General features: G+C 62.6%; 14 protein-coding genes. 9 read left to right on the top strand and 5 right to left on the bottom strand.

What is annotated here, in order from left to right:
* Window positions 1–4: 4 nt before the first annotated feature.
* Entirely contained in the window at window positions 5–235 is a 231-nt protein-coding gene (locus tag ACGFK1_RS08620) for a dsRBD fold-containing protein (RefSeq protein ID WP_393427803.1), read from the bottom strand.
* A gap of 228 nt (window positions 236–463) precedes the next feature.
* On the opposite strand from ACGFK1_RS08620, the gene ACGFK1_RS08615 reads away from it, so the two are divergent.
* From ACGFK1_RS08615 to ACGFK1_RS08600, 4 genes are all read left to right on the top strand, one after another.
* Entirely contained in the window at window positions 464–1,462 is a 999-nt protein-coding gene (locus ACGFK1_RS08615; RefSeq protein ID WP_393427802.1) for an Acg family FMN-binding oxidoreductase, read from the top strand.
* A 107-nt stretch (window positions 1,463–1,569) separates the two neighbouring features.
* Window positions 1,570–2,040 (top strand): hypothetical protein, encoded by a 471-nt coding sequence (locus tag ACGFK1_RS08610; RefSeq protein WP_393427801.1) that lies wholly within the window; start codon window positions 1,570–1,572, stop codon window positions 2,038–2,040.
* Between the two features lie 17 nt (window positions 2,041–2,057).
* Window positions 2,058–2,945, top strand: a complete 888-nt coding sequence (locus ACGFK1_RS08605; RefSeq protein WP_393427800.1) for a universal stress protein — start codon at window positions 2,058–2,060, stop codon at window positions 2,943–2,945.
* 21 nt (window positions 2,946–2,966) lie between these two features.
* Window positions 2,967–3,449 (top strand): TspO/MBR family protein, encoded by a 483-nt coding sequence (locus tag ACGFK1_RS08600; RefSeq protein WP_393427799.1) that lies wholly within the window; start codon window positions 2,967–2,969, stop codon window positions 3,447–3,449.
* Here the strand turns inward: ACGFK1_RS08600 and ACGFK1_RS08595 are convergent, their stop codons facing one another.
* The 3 genes from ACGFK1_RS08595 to ACGFK1_RS08585 form a co-directional block, all read right to left on the bottom strand.
* A complete protein-coding gene (locus tag ACGFK1_RS08595; RefSeq protein WP_393427895.1) occupies window positions 3,450–5,135 on the bottom strand; it encodes a SulP family inorganic anion transporter in 1,686 nt (561 codons plus the stop codon).
* 42 nt (window positions 5,136–5,177) lie between these two features.
* A complete protein-coding gene (locus ACGFK1_RS08590; protein WP_393427798.1) occupies window positions 5,178–5,477 on the bottom strand; it encodes a hypothetical protein in 300 nt (99 codons plus the stop codon).
* A gap of 78 nt (window positions 5,478–5,555) precedes the next feature.
* Window positions 5,556–6,146: a hypothetical protein gene (locus ACGFK1_RS08585; RefSeq protein WP_393427797.1), complete on the bottom strand. Its 591-nt coding sequence runs from the start codon at window positions 6,144–6,146 to the stop codon at window positions 5,556–5,558.
* 207 nt (window positions 6,147–6,353) lie between these two features.
* Here ACGFK1_RS08585 and ACGFK1_RS08580 point away from each other — a divergent pair, with 207 nt between their 5' ends.
* From ACGFK1_RS08580 to arcC, 5 genes are all read left to right on the top strand, one after another.
* A complete protein-coding gene (locus ACGFK1_RS08580) occupies window positions 6,354–7,349 on the top strand; it encodes an Acg family FMN-binding oxidoreductase (protein ID WP_393427796.1) in 996 nt (331 codons plus the stop codon).
* 130 nt (window positions 7,350–7,479) lie between these two features.
* Window positions 7,480–8,958, top strand: a complete 1,479-nt coding sequence (gene arcD, locus ACGFK1_RS08575; protein ID WP_393427795.1) for an arginine-ornithine antiporter — start codon at window positions 7,480–7,482, stop codon at window positions 8,956–8,958.
* A gap of 13 nt (window positions 8,959–8,971) precedes the next feature.
* A complete protein-coding gene (locus ACGFK1_RS08570; RefSeq protein ID WP_393427794.1) occupies window positions 8,972–10,231 on the top strand; it encodes an arginine deiminase in 1,260 nt (419 codons plus the stop codon).
* 13 nt (window positions 10,232–10,244) lie between these two features.
* Complete coding sequence (locus ACGFK1_RS08565) at window positions 10,245–11,249, top strand: ornithine carbamoyltransferase (protein WP_393427793.1); 1,005 nt, start codon at window positions 10,245–10,247, stop codon at window positions 11,247–11,249.
* 5 nt (window positions 11,250–11,254) lie between these two features.
* A complete protein-coding gene (gene arcC, locus ACGFK1_RS08560) occupies window positions 11,255–12,160 on the top strand; it encodes a carbamate kinase (protein WP_393427792.1) in 906 nt (301 codons plus the stop codon).
* A 13-nt stretch (window positions 12,161–12,173) separates the two neighbouring features.
* On the opposite strand, the gene ACGFK1_RS08555 is transcribed toward arcC, so the two are convergent.
* On the bottom strand, window positions 12,174–13,073 hold the full coding sequence (locus ACGFK1_RS08555; protein WP_393427791.1) for a universal stress protein: 900 nt from the start codon (window positions 13,071–13,073) through the stop codon (window positions 12,174–12,176).
* Window positions 13,074–13,153: the final 80 nt, after the last annotated feature.

Raw genomic sequence — 13,153 nt, 5'->3', positions numbered from 1 at the left:
GAAGTCAGGCGGCTAGATGGCGCGCCAGGTCCGATAATGCCCGGGCCACCGCGAGCTGACTGCCTACACCGGCGAAGCCGTGCTCGGCCGGACTCAGTCTGGCTAGCCCGACACCCACCGACTCATGGTCACCGTATTGCAACCGGGCCGTCGCTCGTGTCTGCCCTTCACATTCGCGAACTGAAATGGTTACCGTCCAGTCCGTTTCGACGGGTGAAGATGTGCTGAGCGGCATTGGGGCCTCCCGACATTGGGTGAGTATCGTCAGCTGCTGATTTCGAATCCGACCACGTACCGGAAGGCGATGGCAGGGCTGAAAGTCACCATTGCCTGGGTCGTTCGTTGATGGCTCATCGCTACCGACGCCGATATGCCGAACTACTCCCGCCCTGGGGACCAATGGCTCCTTTGTCGGCAGGAAAGGGGGCGGTAGCTTCCAATCCATTGATGAGTGGAGCCGACCATGACGATACGAACACCCGGAATCAAGGTCATCCGAGACGCGGTCGAGCTAGCCTGCCGCGCACCGTCCTTGCACAACAGCCAGCCATGGCGATGGGTTGTCGACGGATCGACCCTTCACCTCTTCGCCGACGTGGGTCGGCTCATGTCGGCCGCAGACCCCCTTGGCCGCGAAATCATTCTGAGCTGTGGGGCCGCCCTCGACCATCTCGTCGCCGCCATGGCTGCCGTCGGTTGGCACACGGCGGTGAGACGGTTTCCCGATCAATACGAACCCTTCCACGTGGCAGCGATGGACTTCCGTCCGGCCACAAGTGGCATCAATGCGGTTGGCATGGTCCGTGCCGACGCGATCCGGCGGCGCCGCACGGACCGCCGGCCGTTCGGGCCACCCGATGACTGGCAGCGGTTCGAGATCGTACTGCGGCAGGCGATGATTCCGTATCAGGTGATGTTTGACGTGGTCCTCGACGATGCACGCCTCCGGTTGGCAGAAGCATCCAGGGTCACCGAAGAGATCCGACAGAACGATCCGACCTATGACGCCGAGTTGAGCTGGTGGACATCGCCTTTTGTCCGCGATGAAGGTATTCCGCAGAGCGCTCTGGTCTCCGCAACCGAGGCGGCGCGCATCGACGTGGCTCGTGAATTCCCTACCACAGCGATAAGCGAAAAGGCGAATGATGACGGCGTAGACCGAGCCAAAATCGTGGTGTTGTCCACGCATCATGAAGATGCCAGGCTAGACGTTCTCCGTTGCGGCGAAGCATTGTCGAGCCTACTGCTCGAGTGCACGGCCGCGGGTCTGGCCACATGCACCTTGACTCATATGACAGAGCTTGCTTCGAGCAGGGAGATCGTCCGCCAGCTCACGGGTCAGCACGGCCTGCCACAGGTGCTGGTCAGGGTCGGCAAGACACCAACGGGAACGTCGGGCTCGGTCGCCGAGACTCCACGTCGGCCCCTGATCGATGTCCTCGAGATTCGCGACTGGACGTAAGTCGCTGCGCGTAGGGGACTTACGTCCCTATCCGCAGTTTGACGCAAATGATCAGATCAAGGGGATCTCGTCTCAATGAACGAGCGACTCCAGACAGAGGTACACCGATGAACTCGATACGACAGGTTGATGCCAGAACTCGGATGTTCTCCCGAGTGCTCGGGCCGTATCTCGTCGTCGTCACGATCACCGCGTTGGCGCGCGCTTCGCAGATGCCAGCTTTGCTTAAAGACTTCGGTTCAAACGCGGCGTGGCCCTGGGTGTCCGGCGCGTTCGTGCTGCTGAGCGGCTTGGTGATTGTTGCCCTGCACCAGAATTGGCGAGGCGCCGCCGCGATCATCGTGTCACTCGTTGGCTGGATGACCGTCCTGAAAGGACTAGTCCTTCTCGCCTTTCCCGAGCCTTACCTTTCGGCCGGCGCGGTGGCCATTGACAACGGCAACTGGTGGTGGCGTGTAGTCATGGTGATTTCGACGTTGGCCGGGTTGTATCTGACCTACGTGGGCTGGGCGCCGACGCGGCGCAGGTCGACTGGGACGACGGCCAACACAACTGCCGATCTGCCACGCGCGGCTTAACCGGAACAGGAGCGGATATGTCTACGAGTGAGCCGGCGAATGGAATCGTCGTTGGTGTCGACGGTTCTCCGTACTCCGATGCGGCTGTGCGATGGGCCGTCGGCGAGGCGGTGATGCGTAATCATCAGCTCAACATTGTCAACGTGATCAGCCCGCTGGTCGGCGGCTGGGAGGGAGCATGGGGTGCTCCGCTGCCCGATGACTTCGGCCCCTGGCAGGAACAACAGGCGCGCCGCCTCAACAGGGACGCTGTACGCATTGCGCGCGACAGCGCTGGCGGCGCCGCGGTGCGGATCCGCACCCAGACTCCGTTCGGCCTCCTCGTACCGACGTTGGTCGATATGACGAAGCACGCTCAGATGATCGTGGTCGGATGTCGGGGCATGGGCGCGTTCGGCCGAGCCGTTTTGGGGTCGGCCAGCACTGCGCTCATTCATCATGCGCATTGTCCCGTCGCCGTCCTTCACGGGGCGGCGCCGGCCGAACGCGCGGATGCACCGATCGTGCTCGGCGTGGACGGCTCGACAGCATCCGAGCGCGCCACGGCACTCGCGTTCGAGGAGGCGTCGCTACGCAAGACCGAATTGGTGGCGCTGCACGCTTGGAGTGACGCGGATTGGCCCGAGATAGCGCCGATTCCGTGGTCTGATATCTCTGCCGACGCTGAGGAGGTGTTGGCCGAACGCCTGGCTGGCTGGCAGGAGCAATATCCTGAGGTGGTCGTCAGGCGAGTTGTCGTCCGAGACCATCCAGCCCAGAATCTGCTCGCGTTGGCCGAAACGGCGCAATTGCTTGTGTTGGGCAGTCACGGTCGCGGAGGCTTCGCGGGCATGCTCTTGGGTTCCGTCAGTTCCGCTGTGGTGCATGCGATTCACACACCGGTGATTGTCGCGCGGCACGACTGATCGAAGGCATGACCAACGCTTATGAGGGCAAAAACATTGATCCCAACCGCAGCCGCGGTGACGGTTACAGCGCTCGCCGGCAGTCTAGCCAGTCGGCCCGCCGACTCAGCGTGGTATCGAGCTCTGCGCAAGCCGTTCTATCAGCCGCCACCGCAGGTATTTCCGGTCGTGTGGCCCATGCTCTATGCCGACATCGCCATCGTCTCATCGAACGTCATCGGCGATATGGCACGCCCAGGGCAGACGACAGAGCGGCGCCGCTACGTCTGCGCGCTGGGATTGAATCTCGCGCTCAACGGAGGTTGGTCGTGGTTGTTCTTCAATCGTCGGCGGCTGGGCACCGCGGCGGCTGTTGCGGCGGTATTGGCGGCCAGCAGTATCGATTTGACCCGCCGTGCGGTGACAGCACAGGGCAAGCGCGCAGCCCCGCTGGCGCTGTACGCCGCGTGGTGCTCGTTTGCGACAGTCTTGGCCACTCACGTCTGGTACCTCAACCGACGCTGATCATAGGCGCTGTTTGAACGCCTCGACAGCCGTCGGCAACGTCATGAAGATCCGCTCTTCACCGATCTGAGATAGCAGCCCAGCCGCCGCCAGCGAAGCACGCAGGTCCTGCTTGACGCGGGCCATCCCGAACGTTATTCCGCTGCGGGACAACTCTTTCCTGAGTCGATCGAGTGCATCGAGCGCCGTGAGATCAACCTCCACGTTTGCCTCGGCGTTCAGCACGAACCACTCCACTCGTTCGGCGTTCTGGTCTACGGCCGCCAGCGCGCGGCGGCGGAAGTCCTCGGCATTTGCAAAGCACAGAGGTGCGTCGTAGCGATAGATGAGCAGACCGGGCACCGGGACGGCGTCCGGGTAGTCCTCGACGTCGTGCATACCGGCGACTCCGGGCACAAAGCCGAGGACACTGTCGTGAGCGTGCGCAATGCGGCGCAACAGATCCAGGATCGACAGCGCGACTGCGGCCAGTACTCCGTAGAGCACGCCGAGGCCAAGCACGGCCGTCGCAGTGCCCACCGCCAGTACCAGCTCACTTCTTCTGAATCGGGCGAGCCGACGATATTCGGCGACGCTGATCAGGCGGAGTGCGGCGTACACAACCAATGCCCCCAACGCAGCGGTCGGAAAGTTCGCCAACACACCGCGCCCCCACAACATCGTTGCCCCAACCAAAGTCAACGCGACGAGTGAATACATCTGGGTGCGTCCACCGACAGAGTGGGCCAATGCCGTCCGTGATCCGCTGGAGCTCACCGCGAAACCCCGGCTGAGGCCGGTCGCGATGTTGGCAACGCCCAATGCGCGCAGCTCGGCGTTCGCATCGATCTCGGCACGGCTTTCTGCGGCGAAAGCGCGGCCGGTCAAGACGTTGTCCGAGAACGCCACAATCGAGATACCGAGCGCCGGCAGAATCAGCGCTGCGGTTTCGGCCGGTGTGACATGCGGCATGCCGAGGGTGGGCAAGCCGGCTGGGATTGTTCCGACGACATCAATACCCCTGTGGTTCAACGCCAATGCGTACACCGCAAGGGTTGCCGCAAGTAGTGCGATAAGAGGCCCCGGCAGCTTCGGCGCCCACCGATCCAGCGCCATCATCAATGCGAGAACCGACGCGGCCACGACGATCGTCGGCCAGTGCACGTGGCTGCCATCGCGCGCCAAAGTCTTCAAGAGGTCGACGAATCGATCTCCTGATACCGGCGCGCCGGTGATCCTTCCGAGCTGGCCGGCGACCATCACGATTGCTATCCCCGTCATGTACCCGACCAGAACCGGGCGCGACAAGAGGTTCGACAGGAATCCCAACCGTGCTAGCGCACCCACCAGACACATGGCGCCGACCAGAACGGCCAGAAGGGCCGCAAGCACGGCATAACGCGACGGTTGACCTGTCGCAATGGGAGCGAGTACCGCGGCCGTCATCAGCGCTGTGGTCGATTCCGGCCCGACCGATAGCTGCCGCGACGAGCCGAATACGACGTATACGGCCATGGCGATGACAGATGCCCACAGCCCGGTGCTGGCGGATAGTCCTGCCAATGTCGCATAGGCCATCACCTGTGGCACTAGGTAGGCGGCCACAGTGAGGCCGGCCGTAATGTCACCGCGTAGCCAAGACGATCGATAGTTCCGAAACTGGGCAAGTCCCGGTGTGAAGCCGCCCCATACACCGTTACTTATCATGATCACGCCGGCTTTCCGTGGCCCGAACGCGAACCTCAGCAATCAGTTCGCCACCGGTGTGATGGCGCGGGGCCTGACGTCAGGGCGTCGTGGCGCGGTGCGGGATGCGACACGCACATCGACGGTGAAGTACTCCACATCGGGTGTCTCTCGGGCCACTATCTCGCGTAGCCGAAGAAAAACCGCATCGAGGGCCTCCAACGGATCGACATCCACGGGAATGACGGAAATCCCCACGTCCATCCAATGTCCGCCGTAGCGGGTCAGGCCATGAGCAAATCCCGGCAGGTCAACATGATCGGCCGGGTCCCACGACACCACCTCCACTGCTTTGTCGGCCATGCTGTGTGCCGTGTGAAAACCGTTGGACTCCACGATAATTCGCCCTCTCCAATTGCTGAACTGATTGGTCTCTATGCGTTAAGTGTTGTGGTTGGTCCGACCGCCATTGTCAGCGAGATCGTCTAGCTCGCGGTCCCAGGCAGCGTGCCGCAGGTGGTTCAGACGCGAGCGCAGCAATGCGTAGGCTGCCGCGGCAGCCCCCGCCACCGCCACCCATAGGCCAAGAGCAGTCATCACCGCCTCGGCGGCAGCATCTTTGTCCCCTCGCGGCGGAGGGGTGAATTCGCCGGCCGCGTCGACCCAGACCGAGGTCTGATCCCCGACCTTCATTCGATTTCGGGTACTCGCGACACCGGTGTGAAGTTGGCCCGCGAATTCCCAATGCACCTCTGACACATACGAGGATTGGTACGGCAACGCTGTGACTGAGCTGTCGTGTGTCGCGGTCGCCTGCACTTCATGGCGAGCCATCCGTTCGTCAGCGAACACATGGATGCGGTTGTCGTAGACGGCTGTACCCAGTGCCCCCGCAACGGGGACGGCGAGAATTGCAAACAGAAGAGCCAGAAGCATGGCGACGGCTTCAACGCGGTCGCTGGTGCGCACCAGGGCATTGCCTGCGAGCAGGCGCCGCGACCAACTACCCAGCGTCAGGGTGAAGGTTTGCATGCCGCCTCCTCGATCCCGCCGGGCCAGTCGCCGACTGTTATCGATGGTGGTCGGCCACAGCATGCTCGGCGCAGAGGCCAAGGTCCCAGGATCGGAGGCCCAATGGTCGTCGCGAGGGGACCAATGGGCGTATCGGGGGTGCGCTTCTCGCAATAACGTTCGACGAGTAGCCGCCGACCGTCTTGGCTACGCCATACGGAGGACACCATGGCCGAGTCAGTCACTTCAGCCGACGCGATCACCGCCGAACAAGTAACCGCCATCCTCGAGCTGGCATGCCGAGCGCCGTCGCTACACAACAGTCAGCCTTGGCGATGGGCATTCAACACCGGCACTCTGCGCTTGTTCGCCGATCATTCGCGGGTCGGGGTTCACACGGACAGCACCGGCCGGGAAGTGATTCTCAGCTGTGGCGCAGTACTCGATCATCTGCAGGTTGCGGCGGCCGCAGCGGGCTGGGTTGTCAGCGTCGAGAGGTATCCCGACCCCCACAATCACGATCATCTCGCATCAGCCATCTTCCGCCGGTCAGACTACATAGACGACCACGTACGCACTCTGGCCGAAGCGATCGCACACCGGCACACCGATCGGTTGGCATTCGCCGCCCCAGAACCGTGGGAAGAGATGGAACGACAACTGCGCGCGCTCCTGCGTGGCACAGCCACCTTCCTAGACGTGATCGACGAGGACGGCAGGCCCATCCTTGCCGATGCATCACGGCGCAGCGAGGAGCACCGTCGCGACGACGCCTCGTATCGTTATGAATTGCTCTGGTGGACTGGGCATTCCAGTTCCGAGGGCGGTGTTCCGTCGAGCGCGCTGCCCTCGACCGTCGAGGCATCACACGTCGACATCGCACGTGAGTTCCCCGCATACGGAAGCGGTGACCGACGCCCGCAGGTTGAGCGCGATCACTCGAAGATACTTGTGCTGTCGACCTATGACGACGGCCGCGAGAACACACTGCACTGCGGTGAGGCGTTGTCGCGCACGCTCTTGGAGTGCACCGCAGCGGGTTTTGCGACCTGCACGTTGACTCACATGATCGAGCTACATGAGAGCCGCGAGATCGTGCGCCGTCTCACAGGTCGCCGCGCCGAACCGCAGTTGCTGATCCGCGTCGGCCGTGTCCCTGACGTCAGCCCATCACCGGTCTACACGCGGCGGCGTCCGATCGCTGACGTGCTGCAGCTGTCCTGACCGGAGCTTCGGGCCGGGACTTCCGGCGAATGATCAAGGACCAAAGACTCCTCACGGCCTGAAGCCATCCTCATAGCGTCCAACACACGAGGCCGCAGCGGTCTCGAACCAACCGACCTGGGAGACAACGATGTCGGAAACACTTGTCCCACCGCCCCCCACCACTCGCCCTCTTGTTCCCAAGGCAGGTCTTGGGTTGGCAGCGCTGACGGCCATCGTCGTCGGATCGATGATCGGCAGCGGTATCTTCGCGCTGCCCTCACAGATGGCCGCAAGCGCCGCCCCCGGTCCGCTATTGATCGGCTGGGCGGTCACAGGCGTCGGCATGCTGATGCTGGCCTTCGTCTTTCAAACACTGGCTTCGCGCAAGCCCGGGGTCGACGGCGGCGTGTATGGCTATGCCCGTGCCGGTTTCGGTAACTACATCGGCTTCACATCGGCGTTCGGATACTGGATGTCCGCGTGGGTGGGCAACGTCGCCTACCTGGTGCTGCTGTTTTCGACGTTGGGATACTTCTTCCCTCAGTTCGAGGGCGGCGCGACGGTGCCCGCCATCATCGGCGCCTCTGTGGTGCTGTGGATTGTGCACGCGATGACACTGCGAGGCATCCAAACCGCCGCTTTCGTGAACGTCATCGTCACGATCGCCAAGGTTGTGCCAATCATCGTCTTCATCGCGATCGCGGCCGTCGGGTTCAAGGCCGGGCTGTTCACCGCCGACTTCTGGGGAAAAACAACGCAGATCGACGGAGCACCACTGGGCGACACCATGACTCAGGTCAAGAACATGATGCTGGTCACGGTGTGGGTCTTCATCGGCATCGAGGGAGCCGCGATCTACTCCCAACGGGCGGCCAAGCGCAGTGACGTCGGTCGGGCCACAGTGCTGGGCTTCGCGGGTGTACTGGCCTTGCTGCTTCTGGTCAACCTTTTATCGTATGGCCTGATGGCTCAGGCGAAGTTGGCCGGCGTGGCCGATCCGTCCATGGCGGGTGTGCTCGAGAACGAGGTCGGAAGCTGGGGCGCGGCATTCATCTCGATAGGCCTAGTCGTCTCTCTGCTCGGTGCGCTGATCGCGTGGGTGATGTTGTGCGTCGAGATCCTCCGCCTGCCCGCCAATGAACAGGTGATGCCGAAAGCGCTTGCCCGAGAGAACAAGCACGGTGCGCCGGCAACTGCGCTGTGGCTGACAAACCTGTGTGTGCAGGCGCTTCTCCTGTGGACTCTGGCCAACTCGAGCACCTACACCAACCTCGTCTACCTTGCGACGTCTCTCATCCTGCTTCCCTATCTGTGGTCGGCGGCTTATCAGGTGTTGCTGGCGGTGCGCGGTGAGACGTACGAATCGGGCCGCGGCAGGACTCGTGATCTGATCATCGGGGTCGTCGCGTTGGGGTACGCGGTGTGGCTGGTCTACGCCGGAGGCTGGCAGTACCTGCTGATCGCGGCCCTGTTCTACCTGGCGGGTACCGGCCTGTACATCTGGGCGCGTCGGGAGAACCGGTTGCCCGTGTTCAGCAAGTCCGAACTCGCCGTGGTCACCGTGGTCACCCTGACATCGGTAGCGGCGGTCGTGCTGATGGCCACCGGCAACCTGACCGTGCTGTGAGCGACCGAAAACCATGAGCGAGAACACCTCCCGACTGGGAGTCTGGTCAGAGGCGGGCCGATTGCGACGGGTCATGGTGTGCGCACCCGGGCTCGCCCACCAACGCCTGACACCGGAGAATTGCAACGAGCTGCTGTTCGACGACGTCATCTGGCTGCAGCAAGCCCGACGCGATCATTTCGATTTCGTCGCCAAGATGGTCGATCGCGGCGTGGAGGTCCTCGAACTGCAGGACCTCCTCGCTGAGGTCGTGGCCGTGCCAGAAGGGCGCCAGTGGGTGCTGGACCGCAAGGTCACCGACGACCTGGTCGGCTCGGGGCTGACCCACGAGATACGGGCATGGCTGGGCGATTTACCTGCCGAACGACTTGCGGAGTTCCTCATCGGCGGCGTGGCCTACCAGGACGTGCCCAACGACGTCGGCGGCAGCTTCCTGTCGGCCTTCCGTGAGCTCGATCCGGCAGGTTTCGCGTTGCGGCCGCTTCCGAATACGCAATTCATGCGCGACAACTCGTCGTGGATTTTCCAGGGTGTCACGCTGAACCCGATGTACTGGCCCGCCCGCAGGCAGGAGACCCTGCTCACTGCGGCCGTGTACAAGTTCCATCCCGCTTTCGCCGACGAGAAGTTCGATATCTGGCTCGGTGACGCCGACGGCGTCGCACATGACCATGGAGCAGCCACTCTGGAGGGTGGAGACGTGATGCCGATCGGGAAGGGCACCGTGGTGATCGGCATGGGCGAACGCTCGTCACATCAGGCCATCAGCCAGGTGGCGCGCAGTTTGTTTGCGGCTGGGGCGGCCGAACGGGTGATCATCGCAAGCCTGCCAAAGTCCCGTGCGGCAATGCACTTGGACACTGTGTTCACGTTCTGTGACTACGACCTTGTCACTGAATATGCGCCGATCGTCGACGGCATCGTGCCGTTCAGCCTGCGCCCGGACGACAGCGCGCCATCAGGCCTCGACATCCGCCGCGAGCCAAAGGGGCTCATCCCGACGATCAGCGAAGCCGTCGGCGTCGACTTCCGGGTTGTCGCGACCGCCGGCGATATCTACGGCATTCAGCGCGAGCAGTGGGACGACGGAAACAATGTAGTGGCACTCGAACCCGGCGTTGTCATCGGCTACGACCGAAACATCCTCACCAACACGGCATTACGCAAAGCCGGAGTCGAGGTCGTCACCATCACCGCCAGCGAACTCGGCCGCGGCCGAGGTGGCGGCCGCTGCATGACGTGCCCCATCTGGCGTGATCCGATCTACACCTGACGAGAGAACGGCGATGGCACTCAATATTCGAAACAGAAGTCTGCTCAGCCTGGTCCATCACAGCGATCGCGACCTGCTTTACCTCCTGGACCTGTCCCGAGATCTCAAGCGTGCAAAATACTCCGGGCTGAAACGACAGAGCCTGGCGGGCAAGAACATCGCACTCATTTTCGAAAAATCGTCCACCCGCACCCGGTGTGCATTCGAAGTCGCGGCACACGACGAGGGCGCACACGTGACATACATCGACCCAGCATCATCACAGATCGGGCACAAGGAGTCGATGAAAGACACCGCACGGGTACTCGGCCGGATGTATGACGCGATCGAGTACCGCGGCGCCGGTCAAGATGTCGTTGAGGAACTCGCCGAATACGCGGGCGTGCCAGTGTTCAACGGTCTCACCGATGAATTCCACCCCACACAGATGCTGGCCGACGTGCTCACAATGACCGAACATTGCCCAAAGCCGCTGACCGACATCACTTTCACATTCGTCGGCGACGGCCGCAACAATGTGGCCAACTCACTGTTACTGGTGGGCGCGAAACTCGGCATGGATGTCCGGATCGGCGCACCGCAAGACCTATGGCCCAGCGATGACCACGTGACAATGTGTCGTGAGTTCGCAGCGGCATCGGGGGCACGCCTCACAATCACCGATGATCCGCACAAGGCGGTGAGCGGTGTCGACTTCATCTACACCGACGTGTGGGTGTCAATGGGTGAACCGATCGAGACGTGGGGCGAGCGCATCGACCAGCTGCTCCCCTACCAGGTCAATTCCGAATTGCTCACGATGACGGGCGATCCGAGAGTGAAATTCATGCACTGCCTGCCGGCATTCCACAATTCCGAAACGAAGGTCGGCGCCATGATCGCGGCGCAGTATCCGAATCTTGCCAACGGCATCGAGGTCACCGAGGACGTCTTCGAAAGTCCTGTCAACGTCTCCTTCGATCAGGCAGAGAACCGCATGCACACCATCAAAGCTGTCCTCGTGGCAGCGCTCGCCTAACCGTCATGCGGATCGTGATCGCTCTGGGCGGCAACGCATTACTGCAGCGCGGCCAGCCGATGACAGCCGAAAACCAGCGAACCAACATACGCTTGGCGGCAGAGCGAATCGCCGAAGTCGCGCACGGAAACGAGGTCGTGATCGCTCACGGAAACGGTCCACAAGTTGGGCTGCTGGCGCTGCAGGCGGCGGCATACCACGATGTCGCGCCTTATCCGCTCGACGTGCTCGGCGCCCAGACCGAGGCGATGATCGGCTACGTCATCGAACAGGAACTCGGCAACCTGCTGCCCCCAGAACAACAGCTCGCGACAGTCCTGACGATGATCGAGGTGGACCGTGACGACCCAGCGTTCGGCCATCCCACCAAACCGATCGGCCCGGTTTACGACAGGGAAACCGCGGAGCGACTCAAGGCCACCAGCGGTTGGGCGATCGCCGCTGACGGAGACAAGTTCCGACGAGTCGTCGCCAGCCCAAAACCCAAACGGATCTTCGAGATACGGCCCATCCGCAGCCTGGTAGACCAGGGCACAATCGTGATCTGCGCCGGCGGCGGCGGCATCCCGACGATGTACGACGAACACGGCCACCTGCGCGGCGTCGAGGCCGTCATCGACAAGGACCTCGCCGCCGCCCTTTTGGCTGAGCAACTCGAAGCCGACCTTCTGGTCATCGCCACCGATGTCGACGCTGTCTACACCGACTGGGGAACACCAAATCAGGCGCGACTCACCGAGGTGACCCCCGATGAGCTCGCCAGCTACGAGTTCCCCACGGGGTCAATGGGTCCCAAGGTTCAAGCCGCGTGTGGGTTCGCCAGAACCACCAGCAACGAAGCCGTCATCGGGTCTCTGGCCGACATCGCCAACATCGTCGTTGGCAATGCCGGCACCCGTGTGAAGAGTTGAGAGCTGCTGGTCGCTAATGCCGACGGGCGATAATGACCGGTACGCGCGCTTCCTGCGCAACCGCAGTGCCGACCGAACCGAGCAGCATGCCAGCGAAGCCGCCGCGGCCATGGCTGCCGAGAACGACGAGCTGAGCGCGCTCGGACTGGGCGAGGATATGGCGGACTGGGCGTTCGAATTCCACCACACGGTGGACCGTGACCTCGGGATACCGTTCCTGCCACCCAGCTAGGCTTGCGGCGAGGGCCTTTTCGGCAGCGGTTTGCACAACCGAAGCATCGATACCGAACACGGTCGACATATCGGCATCGTTCCAAACGTGCAGCGCCACCAAATCAGCACCGCGCGCGGAGGCCTCGTCAAAGGCGATTTCGATTGCCAACTCCGACGCCCGCGAGCCGTCAATGCCCACGAGTACCGGACGATACGGCTGTTGCGACAGCGGGCTCTCGTCGTGGACAACGGCGACGGGCCCATGAGCGTGATGAATCAAGCCAGTGCCGACCGATCCGAGCAGGCGGCGATGTTTCCCGGTTCGCCCGTGGCACCCGACCACAACCATCTGGGCTTCCTTGGACAGGTCGACGAGCGTCGGCACCGGCCCTCCGAAAAACAGTTCGCTGGTGAACTCTGGATGATCGCCGCCCTGCGAGATTTCCTCGGCGATCTTGATCGCGTCTGCAACGACGTTGCGGGCGTCGTTCTCTTGAATCTCGAGTACCTCCTGCGGGACGCGCCCGGCTGGCCACATCAGCGTTGACGACCCGGCCGGCAACGAGGGCGCGACATGAACAATTGCCAGTGGGACGTGGCGTATCGCCGCCTCGCGGGCGGCCCATCGGAGCGCGGTGTGTGACGACGGAGAGCCGTCGACGCCTACCACAATGCCGTTATGTGAGATCTGATCCGACATTTCCTGAGCCTCCTCAGCGATTGAGAACTATCGATGACATTAGGAGCCGGTCTGCGACCGCGACTGGAGACATTGGTCCC

The sequence above is a fragment of the Mycobacterium sp. NPDC048908 genome (assembly GCF_043197955.1).
Taxonomy (GTDB): Bacteria; Actinomycetota; Actinomycetes; order Mycobacteriales; family Mycobacteriaceae; genus Mycobacterium.
Note: the sequence above shows the minus strand (reverse complement) of the source record. Positions and strands in the feature narration are given on the sequence as shown.